The following is a 24177-nucleotide window of genomic DNA, read 5'->3' as shown; positions in this document are numbered from 1 at the left end:
ATTCCAGGAGCCCTGCTGATGTTGATGCCCCTTCCCGCCACCCTTCGTCGGCTCGTGGCGGAATACGAGAAGCTGGCGGCGACGGCGAACCCGGGTTCGCGACTGAGCGATCTCGAGTACACCCTGTGCGTGTCCACGGGGACGCGAAAGGTCGAGGCGGCTCTCGAGACCGCCCGCGCCTACCTCGCCGGCACCGCGGCCGCCTCCGCGGGCAAGTCCACGGTCGGGGCGTCGAAGGGGGTCGCCGGACATGACGGTCAGCCGACCGCCGGGGAACGCGTCTTCGTGCGCGACGGTGGCCCGTCGACCGCCCGCCGCAGCCCGATGACCGTCCCCACTCCGGCCCGTCGCCTCGCGACGATGCCGGCCGCCAAGGACCTCGGGGAGCGCGTCGGCGACGGCTGAACCGACCTGTCGACGGGCGGGCACCGGCGTGAGCGCCGGTGCCCGCCTCGTCATCGGCCCGTAGGGTTTGGGTCCCGCCGCCCCTGAGCGACGGGGCCCAGCCGTCAGCAGGTCGAGTTGGTCTGCGTCAGCAGGCCGAGCCGCCATGGCAGGCTGTTGTAGTCACCGCCCGCGTTCGGGTCCTTGCCCTGGTACAGGTACTGGAGCCTGCACGCCGGGATCGTGAGGGTCTGGTCGTTCCCGGCGCGGATCATCTCGCCGTGACTGATGTCCCGGGTCCAGGTACCGGCCGGGAACGCCACGTTGTTCGACTTGGCGAACGGATTGCTCTCGGACGCGGCCAGGGGCGACCAGGAGCCGGCGAGGCTGCTCGACGTCCAGGAGCGGAAGTACCGTCGCCCGTCCGAGGCGATGGCCTCGACCAGGAGCAGGTACTGGTTGCTGCCCTGGACCTTGTACACGTTGCTCGCCTCGAACAGGGCGTACTTGGAGTCCTGGGCCGCGATGACGGTGTCGGTGAAGCCGTTCGGGAACTGGCCGACCGTGGTCCGCGAGCGGTAGAGGTGGCCGTTGTCGTCGGAGGAGAACAGGTAGCAGTTGGCGCTGTCGCAGATCACCCACATGTCGACCCAGTAACCGTTGCCGATGTTCTGCCGGATGATGTCGGGCATCGACGAGTAGAAGTTGCGCGGGGCGCTCCACCCGTTGGGGTTGCTGATGTCGGGGTTGGTGGAGTACGACGCGTTGCCGGTCTGGTAGACGAGGTACCACAAGCGCTGCGGCGCGTAGTAGAAGACCTGCGGGGCCGCGCGGTACCCGGTGCCGATGGCGCTGCGGTCGAGGTAGTGGTGGGTGGCCGAGCCGGCCTGGGACCAGTCACTGAAGTTCAGGTACACGAGGTTGTAGCCGGAGGCGTTGGCGGTGCTCGCGAACACGTGGTACTTGCCGTTGTGGTGGACGACCGTCGGGTCCTTGATCCCGGCGATGTTGTGCGTGGCGTCGGACTTGGGGGAGACGAGGGGTCCGCTGGAGTTCCAGCGGAAGGAAGAAGGGAGCGCCGCGGCCGACGGGGCGGTCCGCTGTGCTGCCGAGGGTGTGCCGCCCATGGTGGTGAGCGTCGACCGGTAGGCGGGCTTCTTGTTGCCGCCGCGGTCGAAGAGGAGGGGGTTCTCGCCGCTGCGCCAGGAGTCGCTGTCGCGGATGCCCCAGACGGTGATGCCGTTGCAGCGTGCCACGTTCAGGCAGGCCCGCACCGTGTTCGCGTAGGCCGCCGTCGGTGCCTGCGCGATGTCGAGCTCGGTGATCTGGACGTCGACACCGAGCGCCGCGAAGTTCGACAGCGTCGTCTGGAAGCTTGCCGGTGGGCCGCCGGTGCCGAAGTGGGCCTGGAAGCCGACACAGTCGATGGGCACGCCGCGCGCCTTGAAGTCGCGTACGAGGCGGTAGACGCCCTGGGTCTTGGCGTCGCTCCAGTTCTCGATGTTGTAGTCGTTGTAGCAGAGCTTGGCGGAGGGGTCGGCCGACCGTGCGGTGCGGAAGGCCTGCTCGATGAAGCCGGTGCCCAGTACGTCGCGGAAGACCGAGCCGCGCATCTGGCCGCTGCCGCCGTCGGCGAAGGCCTCGTTGACCACGTCCCAGGCGAAGACCTTGCCCTTGTAGCGGTTCATCACCGTGGTGATGTGGTTGTTCATCACGCCGCGCAGGGTGTTGGCGTCCCTGATGGAGCTGACCCAGCCGGGCAGTTGGGAGTGCCAGACCAGGGTGTGCCCGCGTACGCGCTGTCCGCGCGCGGTGGCCCGGTTCACGATCTGGTCGGCGGCGCCGAAGGTGAACGAGCCGCGGGTCCGCTCGGTCGCGTCCCACTTCATCTCGTTCTCCGGCGTGACCGAGTTGAACTCCCGGTCCAGGATCGCGGTGTACGTGCCGTCGCCGAGTCGTCCGGCGGCCACGGCGGTCCCGAAGTACCGGCCGGACTGGGCCGCCTGGGCGCCCAGGGTGGAGGCGCGGATGTCGTCGGGGGCGGCGGTCGCGGCGACGGGTGTCACCAGGGCGGCCACGGCCAGGAGTGATAACACCGAGGCGCGGCGGCGGCCGAGCCGTTGCAGCGGGTTCATGGTTCTCCTCGTGCGGGTGGGTGGGGGGTTGCTCCGTGCGCTCGTCGGGAGGTGATGCGGGAGGTGATCAGGGCGTCGACAGGTCGAACCGCGCGATGCGCACCGAGCCGCCGAGTGCTTGAGTGGCGTGGTTGAAGAGGGCGAAGCGGTACCCCATGAAGAAGCGCCAGTCGTTGCCCAGGGAGAAGGAGGGGCCGAGCCGGGTGAAACGGGTGCCGTCCGTGCTGTAGGAGAAGGTGCCCGGGCGTGGTGCTCCGGGGCGGATGTCGGCGGTCGCGCGCAGCCAGATCCGGCCGCCCGACACCGCTGCCGCGGCGGCCTCCGTGCCGGTGCCGGTGGTGTTCCAGTTGCCGTCCATGGTCAGGCCGTTGACCATCGCCACCCGGGTCGTCCCGCCGTCGCGTCGGACACCGATCCAGGCGGAGGAGTCGCGCAGCAGGGCGAGCCCGGCCCGGTCGCCGTCCCGCATCGCCGAGTAGTCGAGTTCGATGGTGGCGGTGGAGGTGGGGCCCTGGATGCGGTGAGTGAGGGTGTTGCGGGCCCAGTACAGGTCGTTGGTGACGGTCGCGGTCCGCAGGGTCAGGCCGTTGCCGGCCGACCATTTGGCGGGGTCCGGGTTGTGGTTCCACTCCCACCTCGGTGAGAGAGTCGTGACGTCGAAGGTGTCGACGCCGGTCATGGGCGTGACCGGGCGGGGTGGAGGGGGCACGGCCGGGCTGGGATAGGAGGTGCCCCATGCGCCGTTCACGAGCTGTACGACGGGCCAGCCGTCGGAGGTCCAGCTGACCGGTGCGAGGACGGGTACCCGCCCGCCGGGATAGGCGTCCACGAAGGCCAGGTAGTACCAGGAGCCGCTCTGCGTCTGCACGAGCCCACCCTGGTGCGGTACGCCCCCGCCGGGGATCGGACCGCGCAGGTCGAGCAGGACCTGGCGCATCGTGTACGGGCCGAAGGGGCCGCTGGTCGACTTCAGGATGTACTGCCCGTTCGCGGGCCTGGTCAGGAAGATGTAGTACTGCCCGTTGATCTTGTAGAAGCGGGAGCCCTCAAGGGTGCCGACACTCGACGGTGTGCTGAACACCTGCTGTGTGCGCACCTGTTGGCGGCCGTCGGCGGAGAGCTGGGCCACGCTGATGGTGGTGTTCCCGTACGCCACGTACATCGTGTCGTCACTGTCGACGAGCAGTCCCGCGTCGTAGTACGGGGTGTTGATCGTGGTCAGCCTGCTCCAGGGCCCCTCGGCGGCGGTGGCGGTGTAGACGTAGGTCCGGGCGAAGTCGATCTGGCCGAGCCAGTAGAAGGTCCTGTTGCTCGGACGGTAGGCCAGCGACGACGCCCAGATCCCTCTGACGTAGCCGCGGCCGCCGTTCAGGTCGTACTTGGCGCCGAAGTCGAGAACGGGCACCGAGTGCCCGACGATCTCCCAGTTCACGAGGTCGTACGAGCGCAGGACGGGCGCGCCCGGTGAGTAGTGCATGGTCGAGGCCGAGGCGTAGTAGGTGGCGCCGACGCGGATGACATCGAGGTCCGCGAAGTCCTGCCAGACCACCGGGTTGGTGTACGTCGAGGCGGCCGCGAGAACCGGTTGCGCGCCGGTTCCGGCAGCGGAACTCGGGGAGGCCGAGCCGAGTGGCGCGAAGGCCCCGGCGACGAGGCCGCCGGCAGCGGTCAACGCCCGGCGGCGATTCATGAATTGGCGAGGGCATGACATATCGAATGCCGTTCTCTGCGGGGGGAGTGCGGCGGATGGTTGGCCCGTGCTTGTTCGGTATGGCGAACGCTGACTGGTGTGTCGGGCAATCAGGATGATAGGAGGCCGACACATCCCGTCAATACCCTTCGCAGGATTCGCTTGGCTGGGCGAAAGCTTTCGGTGTCGGAAGTGGAATTCATCGGAGGGATCCTTGGCTCGTGTCCCCGCTCGACAGCCAACTCGATGCCGACAGGGCGGCTGACCGGCTGCTTGGTCTCGACAGGCCATGAAGTCTCTCCAGTGTCCGTGCGGCCGACGAACCGAAAGTTGACCGGAGGATCGAACACCTCGGCACGGACATGTGGGTGTCATGGGCATGGAGACTGCGGTGGTCATCCGACAACTCCTCCACCGCGGCCGGGGCCACGGCGCGGCTCCCGTGGCTGTCACCTTCGCGTCAGGTCCACGGAGGGCCCCGCGACGTGCTGTCGGGGCCACGGCAGAGAGGTAGGTCATCCCTCGGACACGGCATGTCTGTCCGTCGAACGCCTCCCGTATCATCGGCGCCACCTGGAGCTGATCAGGTCGGACGTGCCCGTGCCGCGCGTCCGCGGGGAGGGAGTCACGTTGTCCCTGACGGACAAGGCCATCGAGCGGATCCGGGAACTGATTCGGACCGGTGCCCTGCCGCCGGGCTCGAAACTTCCCGCCGAGCCGGAGCTGGCCGCGCAGCTGGGGCTCTCCCGGAACCTCGCCCGTGAGGCGGTCAAGGCGCTGGCGGTCGCGCGGGTCCTGGAGGTCCGGCGGGGCGACGGCACCTATGTGACCAGTCTGCAGCCGAGCGTGCTCCTGGAGGGGCTCGGCGGGGCGGTGGAGCTGCTCCAGGGGGACTCGGTCGCCCTGCGGGACCTGATGGAGGTGCGGCGCCTGCTGGAGCCGGTCGCCACGGCCCTTGCCGCCACCCGGATCACCGAGGCCCAACTCGCCGAGGTGGAAAGACACTTGGGCGCAATGCGCGAGGCTCGCGATGACGTGGAGCGGCTCAACGCCCATGACGTGGCCTTCCATCGTGCCGTCGTCACGGCCACGGGCAACGAGACCCTCCTGGCGCTCCTGGAGGGCATCTCGGGCCGCACCCTGCGCGCCCGCATCTGGCGGGGCCTGGTCGACGACAAGGCCGCCGCGCGCACTCTCGCCGAGCACGAGGCCATCTTCCATGCCCTGTCCACCCGTGACGCCGCCCTCAGTCAGGCCGCCGCACTGCTGCATGTGAGCAACACCGAGCAGTGGCTGCGGGAGCACCTGCGGGCGGGCGGGACGGTCCCCTTCGAGGTGGACGGAGGGGTGGACGGCGAGGTGACGGCGGGGTGAGGCCCGGGGGCGCGTGGCCGGCGCGTCGTCATGGCAGGGGGAGGACCCCGGGAGGCAGGTGACGGCCGGGCTCCGCGAGGAGAGCCTGCGGCAGCTCTCCGGTGTCGGCCTGCCGGAGTTGTGTCAACAACTGGTTCTGTCCGGCGAGAAGTTCGGTGAGGATGCGGCGGGCGGCGCGCAGGAGGTCGGCGACGTCGCCACCCGCGAGCGCGTAGCTGACGGTGGAGCCCTCTCGGATGGACACCACGATGCCCGAACGGCGCAGTACGGCCAGTTGCTGGGAGAGGCTGGAGGGCTCGACGGCGGTGTCGGCGAGCAGGTCGCGCACCGGGACGGGCCCGTGCTGGAGCAGCTCCAGGACGCGGATGCGCACCGGGTGCCCGAGCATGCGGAAGAAATCCGCCTTGGCCTGGTAGAGGGGGACCTGCATGAGTGCTCGCTCCTTGCCGGGGTGGGTCGGAGGGTCTGACGGGTGGGACGAGGCCGCGTGCGGCGGCACCTGGCAGGGTGCCGCCGCGGCGGGACGGTCCGGTGAGTACCGATCCTTCTGGTCGGGGGCTCCGGGCGACCACGGATTGGGCTCATGTTGATGTGGTGACTTGAAGAAGTCTTCACATCATGGGCGCGCGCAGCCCCGGCTCGGTCGGCGGCTAGACCTCCAACTGCTCCTCGATGCGCTTGAGTTGGTGGCGGGCCATCGCCAGGTTCGCACGGGCCTTGTCCAGGACGAGATAGAGGAACAGCCCGTTTCCGTCGCGGCCCGTCACCAGACGGATGAGGTGGTATTGCCTGTCCATCGTGATCAGGATGTCCTCGATGCGGGTCGTCAGCCCCAGCTGCTCCATGGTGCGCACCTTGGCCCGGATGACGTCCGTGTTGCCGGCCGCCGCGACCGTGACGTCCAGGTCCTTGTCCCCGCCCAGCGTGCCCAACGCCATCCCGCTGGTGTAGTCCACGACCGCGGCCGCCACCGACCCTTCGATGCCGGCCATCATCTCCTTCAGCGAAACTTCCACTCCTGCCACGGCGCCTCCCCTTGTGCATGGGTTGTGGCGGGACCGGTGCTGCTCGGCCCGCCCGATGGCCGGACCGTACGGCCGCCGCGAGTGGTCCTGCGGGAGGTCTTCGTGACTGCCCCTCGATGACAGTTCGGCGACCTGCCGAGATCGTCGGCCTTCGGTAACTGGTCTGCCGGAGAAAGAAGATGACGATGTCACGGTCGGGCTGAAGGAGGAAAACAGCCGCCGGAATTTCCGGATCTTCGAGTTCCGGTTTTCCCTTCGAGAAAGCGCCGTAATGACAGGTGCCCATCCCCGAACTCCCTGCACTCCCCAAAATGTCCGAAGGCCGGCCCGGGAACCCCTCTGAACCGGCCAATCACCCCCTCAACTGCGCCTATGGGAAGGCTTCCGGGGCACTCACTGGGCGAACCGGCTTTATGCCAGAGGCAGTTGAGTCAGTGTGAGGAGAGAGGGAATTCATGCGGGGCAGGGGAGTGAAGGCGTCTGCGATCGGAACGGCCCTCATCATGGGCAGTGTTGTCCTTTCGGGCTGCGGAGGCGACAGTGACGCGAAGGACGAGAAGCCCGCGGCCGCGGCGAGCGCGAGCGGCGGTCAGGAGCAGAGCACGACCGCCGTGCGCAGCGCCTACGACAAGACTGCCGACGCCGAGACGGCGAAGATGACCGTCAAGGTGAAGGCCTCTGCGGACGGTCAGTCGATCACGTCCGACGGCAAGGGGGCCATCGACCTCGCGGACGGCGACAGCACCATGACCGTCACGGCCCAGGGCAAGAGCGTCGAGCAGCGCGTGGTCGACCAGGTGCTGTATCAGAAGGCCCCTGGCCAGGAGAAGCCCAACGGCAAGTCCTGGATGAAGATCGACCTGAAGAAGGTCGCGGAACAGCAGGGCTCGGATCCGGCACAGATCGGCGACCCGGCCCAGTCCGCCGCCTACGCCAAGGCGATCAACGACGACGACGTCACCGAGGCCGGTAGCGAGAAGATCGGCGGCGTCGACACCCACCGGTACAAGGTCTCGGTGGATGTCGCCCGGCTGCCCGGCGGTGCGAAACTGCGCCAGCAGATCGGCCCGACGCTGCCCATGCAGCTCTGGCTCGACGACGAGGGCCGGATCCGCCGTCAGCAGATCGACCTGACCGTCAAGGCGCCGGCTTCCGCCCAGCCGAAGGCTAGTTCCTCGAACCAGCAGGTCAAGGTCAGCACCGTGCTGGAGTTCTCCGACTTCGGCACCGAGGTCGACGCCGAGGCTCCGCCGTCCGACCAGGTTGCCGACATGACAGACCAGGCCCTGCGGAACGGCCAGAAGCAGAGCTGACCCCCGCGCGGGCCCGGCCGGACGGCACCGGGCCCGCAGCAGCCCCAGCCCGCCCTCCTCGGTCGCCTCGACCTCCGGTCGACCGAAGAGGGCGGGCGCAGTCGTGTAAGGCCGCCCCCTCTCGGGCGTCACGCCACGCCACGCGCCGGCTCGGCACGCCATCGGAGGGCCCGGCTCGCCACGGGAGGGCCCGGCACGGCCTCGCCGAGGTTCAGCCCCGCGCGGGCACGCTCGGCACCGAAGCGGATCGCGATGGCGTAGCTCGCGCTCGACAAGGAGGAGGCAGCCACCCGCCGGATCGCCCGGCTGGGACACGCGCCGTCCGACGCACGCCATGCCGCCCCCACGCACCTGGACATGAGCCACTGCGGCGGCCTTCCCGACCGATGCCCAGGCGCACGTGCACGCCTCCGGCTCCCACACCGCTCGGGCCCGTCCGGCGGGTGAACGCCGCTGCCCCACCTACGAGTTGAAGCGTGGCCGAGGCGCAGCCCCTCGCTGCAACCGACGTGATCGAACCGTCGTCCTAGTGTTCGTGTCCCGCGCTCTCACGCGCCCATCGACCGGTAGGCGGCGCCGGGCAGGGACTACGGCGTTCCGGTGCTGTCCGTGCGCGTTGTGACCACACGCGCGAGCCATCGGCAGGGGCCGGGCGACGCGGTGCTGAAGGGGGCGAGTGTGATGGGAACGCGCGCCCTGCCCGGTGCGTCGACTCAGGGCCGACGGCAAGCGGAACCGCCCTTACACTTTTGGCGACCACATCGGGGGAGTCGATATGGAAACGATCATCGTACAACCACCCGGTCCGTCGCGGCAGGGTGCCGTCGACGCGGGCGGGTCCGAACTGCTGCACATGGGGCCGGGTGACGTGGCCGACTTCGGGCGCGGGCTGCCCGGCGGCCGGGGCGTCTCCATCGTCCTGCCCGACCCCGGGATCTCACGGCGGGCGGGGCGGCTGGAGGCGGCCGAGGACTACTGGCGGCTGTCGAACTTCAACCGGGACACGGCGTACGTGGTCGAGAACCTGGAGGGGGCCGGCGAGTACATCACCGTCGCCCCCGGCCGACTCGGCGCGCCGGTGCCGTTCGAGTTCTCCCGGGTGGTCCTGCCCGCCCTGAACGGGACCGTCGACTTCAAGGTGTTCGCCCCGCAGCACGCCTACCTGGACGAGCGCTCCGCACCCGGCGCCGGGGAGCTGACCGTACATCCCTACGCGCTCGACACCACGGCGAAGTACTTCCTCGTGCTGGTGGCGCTGTGCGAGCCGCGGTTGCGTGATCCCTCGGACAGCGCCCTGCCGGGCGCCGGGGACATCGCGGAGCGGCTGCGCGCGCTGGAGAGCTGTCGGGGCCTGACCCGTTCCGCGGTGAACTACCACATCGACTACCTGGCCTTCACCAAACTGCGCCTCGACATCGGCGAGGAGCCCGGAGCGGACGGCGGCGGCCGCACCGGCGCCAAGCGCGCGCGCCTCGCCTCCCTCGCCCTGCGCTTCGGCCTGGTGCGCGAGGAGCACCTCGCCCTCCTGCCGCCCCGTCGGCGGACCGTGCAGCAGGAGAGCGGGACGTGACCTCCTCCGGCGCCGGGGAAGGCGCTCTCGAAGCACCGCGGCTCCCGGCCGGATTCCGCGTCGACGGCTGGGAGTTGGGCACGGTCATCGGGTCGGGCGGCTGGGGAACGGTGTACGAGGCCCGGCCGGTGGCGGACGATCCGACGGCCCGGGCTGTCGCCGACGGCACCACCGTGGCGGTGAAGGTGCTGCCGACCGGCGCCCTGGCCCCCGGTCAGCGGGCCGCGCTCGGTGAACTGGTCGCGCGCGAGGTGCGGTTCAGCGCCGAGGCCGACCATCCCCACCTCGTGCGGACGCACGCCGTGTGCACCGTGGACGCGCCCGACCTGCCCGCGTTGGACGGCGCGATCGCCCTCGTCATGGACCGCGCCGAGGCCAGTCTGCGTCAGGTGCTGGACGCTGCCGCGACCGGCCGCCCGATCCCGGACGCCGTACGGATCCTGCGCGGCGTCGCCGCCGGACTCTCCCACATGCACGACGCCGGCTGGGTGCACGGCGACCTCAAACCAGCCAACGTGCTGCTGGGCGCGGACCAAGGGGTCTGGCTCGCCGACTTCGGCCTGGCCACCGAACTGGAGGGCACGCACGCCTATGTGCCCCCGCTCGGCACGCTCGACCACGTGCCGCCCGAGTGGTGGTCGCAGCGCACCGGCGCGGATGGCACGGTGGTGCGCCCGACCGCCGACATCTGGGCCTTCGGCGTCCTCGCCCACCAGGTGCTCACCGGGGGCCTTCACCCGTTCCCCGGCGCCACCGCGCGCGCCCGTTCGCTCGCCGCCCAGACCTACGCCCGCGGCACCGCGCCCCTGCGTCTGGACGCCGGGCTGGAGGAGGGTTGGCGCCGTCTCATCGAGGACTGCCTGGCCCCCGACCACGCGGGCCGCCTGCGCCACACCGCCGCGAGCGTGGTCGCCCGGATCGAGCAACTCGCCGTCCCGCGCCGCCGATACCGGCTGCTGCCCGTCGCCGCGGTGGCGCTTGCCGCCCTGTCCGCCGCGGCGGTCGCGGGCACCGCGCTGCTCGGGGGCGGCGGAGGTGACGGCCGCGGTGACGAGGGGCAGGGCCGCACCGCCCCCGCCGTCGTCACGGGCGCCCGCAGCCCGGCGGCCACCGGTGAGATCCCGGAGGATTCCGACGTACCCGAGGCCCTGCGCCCGGTCATCGTGAAGGCCGCCCACCGCTGCACCGACGCCGAGGTCACCCCCGCGCTGCTCGCCGCCATGCTCAAGGCGGAGAGCGGGTTCGACGTGAACGCCGCCCGTCCCAAGAGCGAGGAGTACGGCATCGCCATGTGGACGCCGTCGGTGTTCCGGGCCTGGGCGGTGGACGGCGACGGCGACGGGGACAAGGACTACCGGTCGCCCCCGGACGCGATCTCCACGATGGCGGTGTACGTGTGCTGGCTCGACCAGCAGTTCAAGCAGGCGCACATGCCGGCCGAGGAGCTGCCCGCGCTGATCGCGGCCGGCTATCGCACCAGCGACCGTACCGTCATCTCGGAGGGCGGGGTCCCCGAGCGGGTGCGCCCGCACGTCGACAAGGTGCTCCGCTTCCTCGCCGCCTACCAGCGCTGAGGAGGCGGAGCACGCGTCCGGGACTGCTAGCAGTCCTTCACGTCCGGCATCTTGTTGTCGGGCGAGGTGATGTAGATGTTGGAGATCCAGCCGCCGTACTGGGGCAGATACGCCCACCAGTCGTTGCTGTACGGCGGCACCTGGACCAGTTGCCCCCGCGCCTGACAGCCCACCAACACCTCGACGCCGGCCGGGAGTTGAGTGAGCGCGGCATCGGCGGTCGACGGGTTCGGGCGGACGTTCACATGGTCGCTCCAGGTGCCGTACCACCACCCCGCCGGCCGGGTCGCCCCGGGAACGTTCAGGGAGCGGGTCAGCCGCCCGATGTCCGTGTACGCCTTCCCGTACGACGTGCCGACCGGATGGAGCGTGAACACCGCCACGATGGACCGGTCACCAGCCCCCACCGTGCCCGTGCTGTGCAGCGCGGGCCGGGTCAGATCCACGTCCGCGGCGGCGGCGGGGCTCGCCGTCCCTGTCGCGCTCGCGGTGCGCGCCGAGCCGCAGGTGCCCTTCTCGTACGAGGAGCCCGCCCAGCCCTGCTTCACCGCCCACGGTTTCTCGAACGCCCCGGCGATGCCGAAGTGCTGGTCGAAGCCGTCGGAGGCGCAGCGGGTGGACTGGCGCAGGTTGCCCATGACGACGTCGCGCACGGCGCCGGGGGCGGAGTCCAGGAGGTAGCGGTAGATCGTCACGGTGTCCCGGGCGGAGAGCGCCGTGTAGCCCCAGTAGCCCGGGTAGCCGCTGGGCGGCGGTGCGGTGTCGCGCAGACCGAGGCGGCTCACCATGCGGGTGATGATCGCGGAACCGCCGTTGTTCGACCAGTAGGTGTTGGCGGCGGTGTCGTTGCTGCTGCGCAGCATCGGCTCCAGCCATGCCCGGTCGGCGGCGGGCACGGTGTAGTCGGGGCCGCGGTTCCACAGGTAGTCCAGTGCCAGCAGCAGTTTGACGACGGAGGCGGACCGGAAGGTGGCGGCGGCGTTGAGCTGCTCGGTGAAGGTGCCGGTCTGCCGGTCGAAGACGGCGACCCCGGCGGTGACGCCGGCGGGCACCTGGACGGACGCGGCGTCGACCGATGCAGGGCGCCCGGCCGGGGCGTCGGCGGCAGCGGACCCCATCGCGCCGCCGAGCAGGAGCAGGGCGAGCGTGGTCGCCAGCAGGCGCCGCCTCACAGGTCGTACTCCCGAGAGCCGAGCGCGTCGCCGGGCCGGGACGGGAGTCCGCGGCGGACGCGGGTGATCCGGACGCTGTCGAGACCGACCTCGCCCGGCCTGTCGGCGAACGTGGGCGGCGTGGAGGGGAACGGGCGCATGCGAGCTGTCGCTTCCTGTGTGGAGGGGTGCCCCCGCGATACCGCCGGGGACTGGAAGACGACTCGAACCATAGAAAGGCGAGCGGTGCCGGCGGTCCTGACGGATGTCAGGGTGGCGTCCCCGCTCCACCGGCGCACCGCGTGCGGCCCTCGCCTACCAGCTCATCGCGTGTGGCCTCCGGCGGACCAGCCCACCTCAACCCGACAACAACCCCACCAGCGCCGCGCCCGACGTCGTGCGCCGGGCCATCACATGCTGTCCTCGGCGTTCCCGGGTGAGCAGGCCGGCCGCCTCCAACTGGCCGCAGTGGTAGGTGACCGTCGCCGGCGTGCAGTTGAGGGCGGAGGCCAGTGAGCCCATGGTGCACGGGCGCGTCAGCTCCCGCAGGATCCGCGCCCGCAGGGAGCCCACCATGAGCTTGAGCGGGTCCTTCGCCGGGGCGGCCTGCTCGGCCTTCCACAGCGTGTCCAGGCCGGGCACGGGATAGCCGAACCACACGGCGTCGTGGCGGTCGAAACTGAAGACCGAGGCCGCGTTGCCCGAGACGATCGGCACCAGCACCACGCGGCGGGTGCCCCGCTCGAACGTCTCGGGGTGCGGATCCGGCACGGACAGCGTCTGCCCGGAGAAACGGATCTTGGGTCCGAGCCCGGACAGGACCAGCGGCAGGGCGTTGCTCACGGCCGCCACTCCCACCCGCTCGGTCTCCCGGGCCAGCAGCGAGCCGGCCCGCGCCCAGATCGGTCCGAACGCCTCCCACACGGCACCGAGAATGGCCGCGTAGGCATGGATGAAGGCCTTCGGCCGGTCGACGACCCCCTGCCACTGCCGGGGGACCGTCCCCGCGAAGTCCGTCTCCAGCTCCCGCAGCAGCACGTCGGAGGGGACCTCCGCCAGCCGTTCGAGCTGGACCGACAGGTCGGTCTCCCACAGCGGTGCGGTGGGGGTGAGGCAGTCGGGGACCATCGAGTACTCGCGGGCGAACAGCGGCCGCAGCACCGCCTCGGCCCTCTCGGGCACCGCGGAGCGCAGCGCGCGCCGCCAGCGGGGGTGCACACCTTGGGAACGGCCGCCCAGCGCATCCGCGACGAGCGACATCAGGGTGACGCCGGGCTGCGCCACGACGGACACCGGGACCGTCTCCAGCGGCCCCAGGCGCAATTCGGAGAACCGGGACATGAACACTCCCCATCGACGTACTGCCACCCCGTCTGACGCGCGGGCCCGGGCAAAAGTTTCGACCGGCGCGGCAAGGACGGGCCGGGACACGTTTTGAAGCCCTTCGAAATGCTGGGCAGCGCTCCTGACCCTGCACAGACTGTCTCCGACCACGGGGGCGGCGGCCGACCGCGCACATCGCCGTGCCCCGCGCACCACACGTCACAGAGACGGGGCACTGATGAACCTTCGACGCCGTGCCGGCACCGGGCTGTTCGCCGCGGCGGCGGCCCTGGCCGCCACGCTGGGGCTGGTGACTCCGGCCGAGGCCGCCATCCACGACTGCCGGGTGTCGGGCGACCGCGCGATCTGCGCGTACGTCACCGGCATCGACTCCGGCTCCTGGCTGCAGATGCGCACCGGCCCCGGATACGGCTACGCCGACGTGCCGAACGGCCGCCTGAACAACGGGCAGGAAGTGGGCCTGGCCTGCTGGACCACGGGCGACGGGGCCGCGGACAACCCGAACTACCGCTACTGGATGCGGGTCGACGTCGGGGTCCGCTCGGGCTTCGTCAACGACTGGTACCTGGACACCGGCAACCCGGACGTGTGGAAGCAGCGGATCCGGCAGTGCTGAAAGACCTGACCACGACACAGAGGGGGACCCCCATGAACTCCGTACGCCGCAAGATCCTCGGCCTCGGCACCGTCTTCGCGACCGCCGCGACCGTGATGGTCACCGCCGCCCCGGCGAACGCCGTGACCTACCCGTGCGAGAGGTCCGGTTCCATCATCCCCTGCACCACGGTCACCGGCATCGACCCGGGGTCCTGGCTCCAGGTGCGGACCGGCCCGGGCTACGGGTACGGCCCCATCGAGCAGGCGTACAGCCGCCTGTACAACGGCGACGAGGTCGGCCTGGACTGCTGGACCACGGGCGACGGCGCCGTCGACAACCCCAACTACCGGTACTGGATGAGGGTCGAGCTCTCCAACAGCCGCGGCGGCTTCGTCAACGACTGGTACCTGAACACCGGTAGCCCGGACGTGTGGAAGCAGCAGGTCGAACAGTGCCGCGCCAGCTGACGCGGCTGCCCGCTCCCGCCGCCCGGCGCACCGCTCAGCGAACTTGAGGAACTGACGTGACGTTGAACAACCGCCGACGCCTGGCCGTCGGCGCCACCCTGATCGCCGCGCTCGCCGCCGGAGTGCTCCCCGCCGCCGGCGCGCACGCCGCGCCCGCCGCTCCCGGCGCCGTGCGGGAGACCACGCCCGCCCCCGACATGGACGGCGTGTCCGCCGCGCTGAAGGCCGCCATGGCCCAGGGCGCCCCGGGAGCGATGGCCCGGTTCATCGGCCCCGGCGGCATCGAGACCCGGACCCTGGGCGTGCGCGACCGGGAGTCGGGCGCCGCCATGGACATCCGCGCCCGCTTCCGGATCGGAAGCGTGAGCAAGACCTTCTCCAGCGTGGTCCTGCTCCAGCTGGTGCAGGAAGGGAAGCTGGAACTCGACGCCCCGGTGAACCGGTACCTGCCCGGGCTGCTGCCCGACGACCGGATCACGGTGCGTCATCTGCTCACCCACCGCAGCGGTCTGTGGGACTACACGAACGCGATGTTCGAGCAGACCGTCCCCGGCTTCGAGGCGGTGCGCAACCGGGTCTTCAGCTACCAGGAGCTGGTGGATCTCTCGCTGAAGGAGCCCCGCACCACCGAGCCCGGCGTGTCGTACCAGTACTCCAACACGAACTTCGTGGTCGTCGGCATGCTCATCGAGAAGCTCACCGGGAAGCCGGTCGCCACCGAGTACCGGCGCCGCATCATCGAGCCGCTGGGCCTGCGCAACACCTCGTACGTCCACCCCGACGCCCGCATCGAGGGGCTGCACGTCCGCGGTTACCTGCATCCCGACGAGGAGGGCGGCCCGCTGGTCGACTCCACCGAACAGACGGTGTCCTGGGCGCAGTCGGCGGGCGCGGTCATCTCCAACCCGACCGACCTGAACCTCTTCGTGATCGCGCTGATGCGGGGCAAGCTGCTCTCACCGAAGATGCTGGAGGCGATGACCACCGTCACGCCGACCGACACCACCAACACCCGCTTCTACGGCCTGGGCCTGCGCCGCTACGACCTGTCCTGCGGTACCCAGGTCTACGGCCACACCGGCACCGTGCAGGGCTACTACACCTACGCCTTCGCCACCCGCGACGGCCGCCGCAGCCTCTCGGCGATGGCCAACACCTCGAACAAGGGGTCCGCCAACACCGCGCTCGGCGGCACGCTCGAGGCGGCGTTCTGCGGCAAGAAGCCGGCCGCGACGGCGTCGTCGTCCGTGCGGACCGGGTCGTCGGTGCTCCCGGCCGAGTCGGACCTGGCCGAGCACCGCTGACCCGCCCGGGGCCACCATGACGCGGCGGTCATGGTGGCCCCACCGCTCTCACCCGGCGACGAGCTTCTCGAAGAAGAACTCGTGCTTCAGGAACGAGGTCTCGTGCTCCGCCCCCGGGTACGGGGGGATGAGCTGGGAGGCCTGCAAGAGCCGCCAGCCGTCGAGCAGGGCGGCGACCCCGTCGCGGTACGGGGGTTCGTCGCCGTCGCCGGTGGTGGGGCGGGTGGCGCCGGTGCCGTCGTAGCGGGCCCAGCCGACCACGTCCGAGTCGAGCGCGGAGGTGGCCAGGTACAGGACGAGGACCTGCTGTCGGGTGGTGCTCGGGGCGGTCGCGGTCGTCTCGCGGTCCGTGACGGTCATGCCTGGCTCCTCAGGGCGGGCCGGTTGGAGATACGGGTGACCCAGTGGTCGACGTCGAACTCGGGGTCGGCGGTCAGGGAACGCCACAGCCGGATCCGGTTGTGGATCTCCAGCCGCCCGGTGGCCGGTTCGTACCAGGGGAAGGTGTGCCGCAGCTCCGAGGCCACCTCGGGGGAGTCCAGATCCGCGGTGTCCCACAACCGGACCTGGGGCACGGTCGGGTTGAAGCGGATCTTGTACATGTGGCGGACCGTGTCACTGTCGTTGCGCCGCCCGCCGTGCCAGATGCCGTGGTGCAGAAGCATGACGGTGCCGGCGGGACAGGTCAGCCGGGTCTGGCCGAGCAGGTTCTGGTAGCGGCCGGTGTCGGACTCGTTGGTGCGGCGCAGATGGCTGCCCGGCACGACGAGCGTGCCGCCCATGTCGGCGGTGACCTCCTGCGGGTAGTACATGAGCTGCACGTCGAAGGCGTCGGTCCGCACATCGATCAGGGCGTCGGCATGCAGCGGCTGCGCGCTGCCCTCGCGGGGCAGGCGGGAGTGCACGAAGTGGTGGTCCACGGCCGGGTCCGGACCCACCAGACTCTCCAACGCCCCCGCCACCGCGGCGAGTTCGACCAGCCGGCGGGCGAAGGAGCCCTCGGGGAACGCCTTCGGCACAGGGGTGCCGTACGGCACGCTCGGCAGCCCGGCGGCGAACACACCGAGCGCCTCCTCGTTCATCTCCCGGGGCACGATGCCGTCGAGACGCAGGAAACCATGGGACACGAACCGTGCCACCTGGACGGAGTTCAGCAGCTGTCGTGTGGTTGACATACGACGACCGTAGAAGCCGCCCGCAGAGCTGTCGTGGGCTGTAATCGGCGACCACTGGTAATTTCTCGCCATGCGGCACGACGTGGAACTCGCCCTGGACCTCCCGCCCCACGTGGCGAACGCGGGCGTGGGCGTGCACGGCGCGGCCGGACCGCACGAGGTGTTCCGGCTGCCGCGGCTGTGGCAGCTCCACCTCTACACCTACAGCGGCACACTGGAGTTCGGCGGTGTCACGCACCCCATCCGCCCCGGCCACATGAGCCTGGTGCCGCCCGACACCGAGGTGCACTTCCACTACGACGCCCCGCGCAGCGAGCACCTCTACGCCCACTTCCGACTGCCGGGCACCGGAGAGCGACGCCGTGTCCCCGCGATGCAGGACGCCGGCGACGACGCGGCGGTGCTGAGCGGACTGCTGCGGCAGACGGTCGCGGCGAGCGCGCAGTCCCCGGTGCGGGCCTCGGCGGAACTGTGGACGGTGCTGTGGCGGATGACCACCCTGACCGGTCCCGCGGCGGACAGCGCGGGCCCCCGGCACCCCGCCCTCCAGGCGGCCATGGCCCACATCGAGGAGCACCTGGCCGGCCCGCTGAACGTCCCCGACGTGGCCCGCGCCGCGGGCGTCTCGCACACCCACCTGACCCGGCTCTTCCGCGAGGACACCGGGCAGACGGTCGTCGGCTACATCAGACACCGCCGCATGGAGCGCGCCCGCCACCTCCTGATCGCCTCCACGCTGGCCATCCCGGCGATCGCGGCCGCCGTCGGCATCGGTGACCTACAGGCCTTCAACAAGACCTGCCGCCGGGAACTGGGCGCCTCACCACGCGCGGTGCGGCGGGCGGCGGGCGGCTGAGCACCCATTCCGGGACGCGCCCCGCCGGGCGGCCGCATGGAGGGCGCGGAAGGGTGGTAAACCCGGGTGCGTACGAGATCCCGGCCGTGCCACGATGGCGGCGGAAAGCGAGGTGCCGTGGACGAGTTGGGGCGTTTCCGCCGCTCGGTCATCGCCTGGGCGGCCGGCGGGCCGCGGACGGACGAAGCCGCCGCGGCGTCGCGGGAACTGGCCGACGGCGTACGGACGGTCGTCCTCGTCGAGGGCGCCAGCGATCAGCTGGCCCTGGAGACGCTCGCCCGGCGCCACGGCCGCGACCTGGACGCGGAGGGCGTCGCGGTCGTCCCGCTCGGAGGCGCCACGAACATCGGACACTTCCTGGACGTGTGCGGCCCGGCGGGCCTGGGGCTGCCGCTCGCCGGCCTCTACGACATCGGTGAGGAACGGCACTTCCGCCGCCATCTGGAACGCGTCGGTCTGACGACCCCGCACGCACCGGCCCAACTGGAGGCGCTCGGGTTCCACATGTGCGTGGCCGACCTGGAGGACGAACTGATCCGCGCCCTCGGGGCCGACGCCGTCCGGCAGGTCATCGACACCCAGGGGGAGACCCGCCCCTTCCTCACCTTCCAGGGCCAACCGGCCCAGCGGGAACGACCCGTCGAGCACCAACTGCGCCGCTTCATGGGCACCCACAGCGGCCGCAAGGCCCTCTACGCCCAGGCACTCGTCTCCCACCTGGACCTCGACCGTGTCCCCGGGCCGCTGGACCGTCTCCTCGCGCACGTCTGACGCGTGGACTGCCCCCGCCGATCACTCCGCCTGCGCCCGGCGAGCGGTGGCGAACCGGCGTTGGTAGGCGGCGGGGCTGATGGACAACTCCCGTGCGAACACGCGGCGCAGGCTCTCGTAGCTCGGGAAGCCCGCCAGGGACGCGGCCTGCGTCGCCGTGTGCCCCTGGTCGAGAAGTGACTTGGCGATGTCGAAGCGGATCGACTCCACGTATCGCCCCGGCGTGGTGCCCAGTTCCTCGCGGAACAGCCGGGTCAGGTGGCGCGTGCTGACGTTGAGCCGCCCGGCGAGCTCGGTCAGGGAGTAGTCGCCCGCGGGATCCGCCGTGACCAGGTCGACGATCCTGCGCAGGGCGGGTGACCGGGGCGGCGGGCCTTGCAGGGGCGCGGAGAACTGCGACTGGCCTCCCGCCCGGTGCAGGTACACCACCAGGGAGCGGGCCACCTCCCGGCTCAGGTCGGGGCCGTGGTCCTCCTCGACGAGGGCGAGGGCGAGATCGATGCCCGCGGTGACCCCCGCCGACGTGTAGACGCTGCCGTCGCGGACGTAGATGGCGTCGGGTTCGACGCGGGTCCTGGGGTGCCGGGCGGCGAGTTCACCCGCGATCTTCCAGTGGGTGGTCGCTCGTCGGCCGTCCAGCAGGCCCGTCGCGCCCAGGACGAACGCACCGGAGCACACGGAGGCGACCCGGCCGGCGCGCCCTGCCAGGTCCCTGGCGGCCTCCGTGAGGTCGTGGCCGACCGGGGTCCTGGGGTAGACGTCCCCGCCCGGCATCAGGAAGCTGTCCGGGTCCGCTTCGTCGGCGGCGCTGCCGTCGACCGCGATGCGCATGCCGATCGAGGAGACGACGTCGGCGCCCGTCGCCGACACCAGGGTGATCCGGTAGTCGGCGCCGAGCAGGTTCGCCTCTCCGAACACCTCGGCGGGCCCGGCGACGTCCAGCAGTTTGACTCCGTCGTAGACGAGGATCGCGACCCGGTGCATGGCTGAGTTCACAGCCCCCTTCTGGGATGACCCGATTCGAGTGGTTCATGGCCGGACCGAGGCGGCGCCGAAGCTCGCGTGGGCGGCACCGTGGAGAACGGACACACGATTCTCTCGCATCGGAAAGCGCGGACGTCATGACCGACATCATCGCAGGGGTGGAAATACCCGGGACCGCGGCTGTCGCGGAGGCCACGGACTTTCTCCGTGAAAGGACGAACCCTTTGCTCTACCACCACTCCCGGCGGGTGTTTCTCTTCGGTTCCCTGCACGCGCGGGCCAGGGACCTGACGCCGGATCCCGAGTTGCTCTACATCTCGGCGATCTTCCATGACACGGGCCTTCTGATCCCGTTCTCCGGCACACAGCAGCGTTTCGAACTGGACGGAGCCGACCACGCGCGGGCGTTCCTCCTCGACCGCGGGTTCTCCGAGCGCGCCGCCGAGGTGGTCTGGAGGGCTGTCGCCCTGCACACGACGCCGGGAATCCCGGGCCGGATGGAACCGGAGGTCGCCGTCACGAACTACGGCGTGCTGACCGACGCCCTCGGCTGGGGGCTGGACGAGCTGCCGGACGATCAGGTGGAGGAGATCGTGGCCGTTCATCCGCGCGGTGATTTCAAGAAGGAATTCCTCCAGGCATTCGTCGACGGCCTCAAAAACCGCCCCGACACCACCTACGGAACCGTCAACGCGGATGTCCTGGAGCATTTCGTTCCCGGTTTCCGCCGTGCGTCCATGGTGGAGCGCATCATCGACGCTCCCTGGCCACGGTGACCGGACCGCGGCGCGGATCGATTCGATTTCACGGAGAATCTCCGCCGTTTCTCCCTCGTCACACACCAAGAAAGGAATGACCGTGCGAGCCATCACTGTCCGGGACCGTGAGGCCGGGGTCAGAGGGCTGTCCATCGAGGACCTGCCCCGTCCCCACGCCGCCGAGAACGACGTCATCGTGCGCGTCCACGCCGCCGGATTCACCCGAGGAGAGCTCGACTGGCCCGCCACCTGGACCGACCGCGCCGGCCACGACCGCACGCCCAGCGTGCCCGGCCACGAGGTCTCGGGGGTGGTGACGGAGCTCGGCTACGGAACGACCGGCCTCAGCGTCGGCCAGCGGGTCTTCGGACCGACCGACTGGGCACGCGACGGCTCGCTCGCCGAGTACGTCGCCGTGGAGGCCCGCAACCTCACCCCGCTCCCCGCCGACGTGGACCACACGGTGGCCGCGGCGCTGCCGATCTCCGGGCTGACCGCCTGGCAGGGCCTCTTCGACCACGCGCGTCTGGCCACCGGCCAGACCGTCCTGGTGCACGGCGCCGCGGGCGCTGTCGGCTCGATCGCCGTCCAGCTCGCGCACCAAGCCGGAGCCCGCGTGATCGGCACGGGGCGCTCCGCGGACCGGGGCACCGTGCTGGACCTGGGTGCGCACGCATACCTCGCCCTGGACGCCGAACGCCTGGAGGACGCCGGACAGGTGGACGTGGTGTTCGATGTGATCGGCGGTGACGTCCTCGACCGCTCGGCCGCCCTCGTACGCCCGGGCGGCACGCTCGTCAGCGTCGCCCACCCGCCCATGGTGCGCCCCGACGACGGACGGGCCGTGTTCTTCGTCGTGGAGCCCGACCGCGCTCGCCTCGCCGACCTGGCCGACCGACTGCGGTGCGGCCGACTCCGGGTACGGGTCGGCGCGGTACGGCCGCTGGACGAGGCACCCGCCGCCCTCACCTCGCGCGAGCGCGTTCCCGGCCGCACGATCATCCGCGTCGCCGAGGACTGACGACACGACGGCGGCCGACCGGACGCCGGTCGGCCGCACCCGTCAAAGGTCGTACTGCCTGGGCGTCGAGCCCAGGAGCCGCACCCGGTCGCAGGCCACGATGACGACGACCTCACCGCCCGTCGCCGCTACTCCGCCCACGGCGAGTCGAGGATGGTGCGGACGAAGTCGCCGCGCCGGAATCCCGGGACGTAGTGCTCGAGGACATCGGCCTTGACGTTGCCGAAGGTGGTCTCCGGCCTCGGGCGGACGCCGTCGGTGAAGGCGCCGAGGATGCGTCGCTTGAAGTCGGGGCGGGGATGCAGCGCGACGACGTCCTGACGGTCGGTGTCGGAGATGTCCGCGTACCCGATGCCGAGGACGTCGTACTCCACGCCCGCGGTCACGAGCGCGACCTCCGGTTCCATGAACTCGGGGATGCCGGGAGTGGTGTGCAGCGCGATGGCGGTCCACACCCGGCGCACGCTGTCCTCGGGCACGCCGTACGACTGAAGGAAACGACGGGCCTCGTCGGCGCTGTCGACCTCGAAGCGACGTCCACTGCCGCGGAACTGCTCGTTCAGGCCGAGGTCGTGGAACATGGCACCGACGTACAGCAGCTCCGGGTCGAAGCTCAGGTCCCGGTTGCGGCCCTGGAGAGCGCCGAAGAAGTACACGCGGCGGGAGTGGTGGTAGATCAACTCACCGGTGCTGTCGCGAACCAGCTCCGTCGCCTCGCGGGCCAGCTTCGTGTCGGGCACCTGGATCCCGGACGTGGGGCTCGTGTCCATGGGCATGGCGGGTCACCTCGTTCAGTGCGGATGGGGGCGCCGGGATGTCGGCGCGGCACCAGTTTTCGGGGCGGGCAGCCGTGCCGGCCATGTCCGTCGAGCCATGTATCCCTCGGATACGGACATCGGTCTGCGGAGACCGAAGGACTTAATGAGGTGCCCGTGGCCCGCGGCCTGCACTACGGTCGGCGGTGGTTCAGGTGCGACGGCTGCGGCTACTTCTCCTGTAAAGAGAGCAACGCGGGTTCGAATCCCGTCGCCGGCTTCGGCCGGTGTCGTCCAGCGGCCCAGGACGCTTATGTGCCGCCGCCGAACTTGATCTCTGAACCTCTGACGGCGTCAGCCGTCCGCCGCGGGGGAGAGCGGGCGGACGGCTCGCCGGATGTCGACCCCCCCCGCCTCGAGGCCGTCGTTCAGTGACGGCGATACGCGGCCGTACGGCCGACCGTCGCGGCCAGCTTGCGCAAGGTGCGCCAGTCCAGGCGGGGTTGCGGCCGGACCACCCCTGGGCGCTTGCGGGGCACGCGGACGCGGAGCGCGCCGGGTGCGATACGGCAGCGGACCGGCGAGGGAAGGACGAGCGCCTCTCCGTCGAGGCCCACCTCCACCTCCCCGCCGTCCGCCTCGACGACGACCTCGCGGGCGGCGAGGACGGTGAGCGCGGCGGGCTCCGGGCCCAGCAGCAGCGCGGCGGCGTCGACCGCGCCCTCCACCCGTATCCCGAGGACCCCGAGGGCCCCGGTGTCGAGCCGGTCGCGTCGCCCGAACCCGAAGGGATCGCCGGTCCGGTAGGGGTTGTTGCTCACCAGGACCGCCTGCGGGGACTCGAGCACGGTGTCCCCCGCCCGCACGACGAGCCGGGCGCCCTGCTGTCCGGTGAGCAGGTCGGGCAGCAGCTCCAGGCTGGTGCCGATCTTGTCGTCGCGGTAGGAGGGGCTCTGCACGATCGCCGCGTACGCGCCGAAGGAGGCGTTGTTGACGAAGGGGCGGTCCCCGGCGAAACCGAGGTCGACGCGCAGCTCGACACCGTCCCTGAGCGCGTCGAGGCAGGCGCCGGGGTCCTCACGGTCGAGGCCGAGGTCCAGGGCGAAGTGGTTGCGGGTGCCGGCGCTGATCACGAGGAACGGCAGGCCGTGCTCGGCGGCGACGGCCGCGACCAGCGCCTGCGTCCCGTCACCGCCCGCGGCCCCGAGCAGATCCGCGCCCTCCGCGACGGCCTGGCGGGCCAGCGCCGTGACGTCCTGACGGTCGTCGGGATCGAGCAGCACCACCCGCGCGCCGAGCCGCTCGGCCTTCTCCTTCAGCCCGAAGCGGTCCACCTTGCCCCCGCCGGAACGCGGGTTCATGATCAGGAACGGTCGGCGCGGCGGAGGCGTACGCCGCTCCTTTCTCCGTATCCGATCGGTGCCGGCGTCCCGCAGCGCGTACCGGCCACTCCACACGGCCACGCTCCACAGCGCCAGCGACACCGGCAGAGCCCAGAACAGGGTGGTGGCGAACAGGGCGATCAGCCCGGCGGGGACGGCCAGGGTCAGCAGGCCGGCCGCCCAGCGCAACGGCCCCCGCAGCGTCAGCGCCCACCACAGCGCCGCCGCGGCCATCGCCAGGCCGAGGGCCCCGCACACCAGCAGCAGCAGACCGGCCAGGCCGCCGTACCCCAGGGGGACCAGGACCGCGAGGGCCGCGGTGGCCAGCGCGGCCCTCGCCGCCCACCGCTGCGCCCGATACGCCCGCGCGTTCACATCCACGACCCGCCGCCTCTCTCACCACAGGACATCCGCCCGGACCTCGTACGACGGAACACTGGCAGATCCTCTGGGGATCCTCTGCCCCGGTAGACCCCGCACGCACGTCGTCACCGCCGCCGTTACGGGACGGCGACCGGCGGCCGGTCTGTCCGCGCCGGACGCGGG

At 71.1% G+C, this 24177-nt stretch carries 24 protein-coding genes and 1 tRNA gene; 13 read left to right on the top strand and 12 right to left on the bottom strand.

From position 1 onward, the window contains the following. Positions 1-18 precede the first annotated feature (18 nt). Positions 19-405: a DUF5133 domain-containing protein gene (locus tag ACH41F_RS16165; protein ID WP_398836061.1), complete on the top strand. Its 387-nt coding sequence runs from the start codon at positions 19-21 to the stop codon at positions 403-405. A 104-nt stretch (positions 406-509) separates the two neighbouring features. On the opposite strand, the gene ACH41F_RS16160 is transcribed toward ACH41F_RS16165, so the two are convergent. After that, on the bottom strand, positions 510-2519 hold the full coding sequence (locus ACH41F_RS16160; RefSeq protein ID WP_398836058.1) for a non-reducing end alpha-L-arabinofuranosidase family hydrolase: 2010 nt from the start codon (positions 2517-2519) through the stop codon (positions 510-512). 67 nt (positions 2520-2586) lie between these two features. Further along, positions 2587-4209, bottom strand: a complete 1623-nt coding sequence (locus tag ACH41F_RS16155; protein ID WP_398836055.1) for a glycoside hydrolase 43 family protein — start codon at positions 4207-4209, stop codon at positions 2587-2589. A 630-nt stretch (positions 4210-4839) separates the two neighbouring features. Here ACH41F_RS16155 and ACH41F_RS16150 point away from each other — a divergent pair. After that, the gene (locus ACH41F_RS16150; protein WP_398836053.1) at positions 4840-5583 is read left to right on the top strand and encodes a FadR/GntR family transcriptional regulator; all 744 of its coding nucleotides are present in this window, start codon (positions 4840-4842) and stop codon (positions 5581-5583) included. Between the two features lie 28 nt (positions 5584-5611). Here ACH41F_RS16150 and ACH41F_RS16145 read toward each other — a convergent pair whose 3' ends face one another. Beyond that, positions 5612-6013 (bottom strand): metalloregulator ArsR/SmtB family transcription factor, encoded by a 402-nt coding sequence (locus tag ACH41F_RS16145; protein WP_391230838.1) that lies wholly within the window; start codon positions 6011-6013, stop codon positions 5612-5614. Positions 6014-6233: 220 nt separating this feature from the next. After that, positions 6234-6608 (bottom strand): hypothetical protein, encoded by a 375-nt coding sequence (locus ACH41F_RS16140; RefSeq protein ID WP_398836051.1) that lies wholly within the window; start codon positions 6606-6608, stop codon positions 6234-6236. Positions 6609-7111: 503 nt separating this feature from the next. Here ACH41F_RS16140 and ACH41F_RS16135 point away from each other — a divergent pair. From ACH41F_RS16135 to ACH41F_RS16125, 3 genes are all read left to right on the top strand, one after another. Next, entirely contained in the window at positions 7112-7921 is an 810-nt protein-coding gene (locus ACH41F_RS16135) for an LppX_LprAFG lipoprotein (RefSeq protein ID WP_398836048.1), read from the top strand. Positions 7922-8696: 775 nt separating this feature from the next. After that, the gene (locus tag ACH41F_RS16130; RefSeq protein ID WP_391230841.1) at positions 8697-9491 is read left to right on the top strand and encodes a serine/threonine protein kinase; all 795 of its coding nucleotides are present in this window, start codon (positions 8697-8699) and stop codon (positions 9489-9491) included. Continuing rightward, complete coding sequence (locus tag ACH41F_RS16125) at positions 9488-11065, top strand: serine/threonine-protein kinase (RefSeq protein WP_398836046.1); 1578 nt, start codon at positions 9488-9490, stop codon at positions 11063-11065. The genes ACH41F_RS16130 and ACH41F_RS16125 overlap by 4 nt, the downstream gene beginning before the upstream one ends. 26 nt (positions 11066-11091) lie before the next feature. Here ACH41F_RS16125 and ACH41F_RS16120 read toward each other — a convergent pair whose 3' ends face one another. The 3 genes from ACH41F_RS16120 to ACH41F_RS16110 form a co-directional block, all read right to left on the bottom strand. After that, entirely contained in the window at positions 11092-12237 is a 1146-nt protein-coding gene (locus ACH41F_RS16120; RefSeq protein WP_398836043.1) for a hypothetical protein, read from the bottom strand. Then, positions 12234-12377, bottom strand: a complete 144-nt coding sequence (locus tag ACH41F_RS16115) for a hypothetical protein (RefSeq protein ID WP_391230845.1) — start codon at positions 12375-12377, stop codon at positions 12234-12236. Before ACH41F_RS16115 ends, ACH41F_RS16120 begins: the two co-directional genes overlap by 4 nt. A 196-nt stretch (positions 12378-12573) precedes the next feature. Continuing rightward, a complete protein-coding gene (locus ACH41F_RS16110) occupies positions 12574-13557 on the bottom strand; it encodes an ArsR/SmtB family transcription factor (protein ID WP_398836040.1) in 984 nt (327 codons plus the stop codon). Positions 13558-13777: 220 nt separating this feature from the next. On the opposite strand from ACH41F_RS16110, the gene ACH41F_RS16105 reads away from it, so the two are divergent. The 3 genes from ACH41F_RS16105 (at position 13778) to ACH41F_RS16095 (ending at position 15929) form a co-directional block, all read left to right on the top strand. Beyond that, on the top strand, positions 13778-14176 hold the full coding sequence (locus tag ACH41F_RS16105; RefSeq protein WP_398836038.1) for a hypothetical protein: 399 nt from the start codon (positions 13778-13780) through the stop codon (positions 14174-14176). A 32-nt stretch (positions 14177-14208) separates the two neighbouring features. Next, positions 14209-14625, top strand: coding sequence for a hypothetical protein (locus ACH41F_RS16100; RefSeq protein WP_398836036.1), 417 nt, complete (start codon positions 14209-14211; stop codon positions 14623-14625). A gap of 62 nt (positions 14626-14687) precedes the next feature. Then, positions 14688-15929 carry a serine hydrolase domain-containing protein gene (locus tag ACH41F_RS16095; protein WP_398836395.1) on the top strand — a complete coding sequence of 414 codons (1242 nt, stop codon included), beginning with the start codon at positions 14688-14690 and terminating at the stop codon, positions 15927-15929. A gap of 48 nt (positions 15930-15977) precedes the next feature. On the opposite strand, the gene ACH41F_RS16090 is transcribed toward ACH41F_RS16095, so the two are convergent. Next, on the bottom strand, positions 15978-16289 hold the full coding sequence (locus ACH41F_RS16090; protein WP_391230850.1) for a hypothetical protein: 312 nt from the start codon (positions 16287-16289) through the stop codon (positions 15978-15980). Next, complete coding sequence (locus ACH41F_RS16085) at positions 16286-17104, bottom strand: phytanoyl-CoA dioxygenase family protein (protein ID WP_398836033.1); 819 nt, start codon at positions 17102-17104, stop codon at positions 16286-16288. The genes ACH41F_RS16090 and ACH41F_RS16085 overlap by 4 nt, the downstream gene beginning before the upstream one ends. Positions 17105-17174: 70 nt before the next feature. Here ACH41F_RS16085 and ACH41F_RS16080 point away from each other — a divergent pair, with 70 nt between their 5' ends. Then, the gene (locus tag ACH41F_RS16080) at positions 17175-17960 is read left to right on the top strand and encodes a helix-turn-helix domain-containing protein (RefSeq protein WP_398836030.1); all 786 of its coding nucleotides are present in this window, start codon (positions 17175-17177) and stop codon (positions 17958-17960) included. Between the two features lie 117 nt (positions 17961-18077). Next, complete coding sequence (locus ACH41F_RS16075) at positions 18078-18731, top strand: TOPRIM nucleotidyl transferase/hydrolase domain-containing protein (protein ID WP_391230854.1); 654 nt, start codon at positions 18078-18080, stop codon at positions 18729-18731. A gap of 21 nt (positions 18732-18752) precedes the next feature. Here ACH41F_RS16075 and ACH41F_RS16070 read toward each other — a convergent pair whose 3' ends face one another. Then, positions 18753-19727: a DJ-1/PfpI family protein gene (locus tag ACH41F_RS16070; protein WP_391230855.1), complete on the bottom strand. Its 975-nt coding sequence runs from the start codon at positions 19725-19727 to the stop codon at positions 18753-18755. A gap of 125 nt (positions 19728-19852) precedes the next feature. On the opposite strand from ACH41F_RS16070, the gene ACH41F_RS16065 reads away from it, so the two are divergent. Together ACH41F_RS16065 and ACH41F_RS16060 are read left to right on the top strand one after the other, a co-directional pair. Beyond that, the gene (locus ACH41F_RS16065; RefSeq protein WP_398836026.1) at positions 19853-20491 is read left to right on the top strand and encodes an HD domain-containing protein; all 639 of its coding nucleotides are present in this window, start codon (positions 19853-19855) and stop codon (positions 20489-20491) included. A gap of 82 nt (positions 20492-20573) precedes the next feature. Next, positions 20574-21494 (top strand): NADP-dependent oxidoreductase, encoded by a 921-nt coding sequence (locus tag ACH41F_RS16060; protein ID WP_398836024.1) that lies wholly within the window; start codon positions 20574-20576, stop codon positions 21492-21494. Between the two features lie 128 nt (positions 21495-21622). On the opposite strand, the gene ACH41F_RS16055 is transcribed toward ACH41F_RS16060, so the two are convergent. After that, positions 21623-22270, bottom strand: a complete 648-nt coding sequence (locus ACH41F_RS16055) for an HD domain-containing protein (protein ID WP_398836022.1) — start codon at positions 22268-22270, stop codon at positions 21623-21625. A gap of 178 nt (positions 22271-22448) precedes the next feature. Here ACH41F_RS16055 and ACH41F_RS16050 point away from each other — a divergent pair. Next, positions 22449-22529: transfer RNA gene (locus ACH41F_RS16050), tRNA-Tyr, on the top strand. Between the two features lie 148 nt (positions 22530-22677). On the opposite strand, the gene ACH41F_RS16045 is transcribed toward ACH41F_RS16050, so the two are convergent. After that, positions 22678-24012 (bottom strand): diacylglycerol/lipid kinase family protein, encoded by a 1335-nt coding sequence (locus ACH41F_RS16045; RefSeq protein ID WP_398836019.1) that lies wholly within the window; start codon positions 24010-24012, stop codon positions 22678-22680. Between the last annotated feature and the right edge of the window lie 165 nt (positions 24013-24177).

The sequence above is a fragment of the Streptomyces sp. NPDC020489 genome (assembly GCF_044386545.1).
Taxonomy (GTDB): domain Bacteria; phylum Actinomycetota; class Actinomycetes; order Streptomycetales; family Streptomycetaceae; genus Streptomyces.
This window is presented reverse-complemented; position numbering and strand designations above follow the sequence as displayed.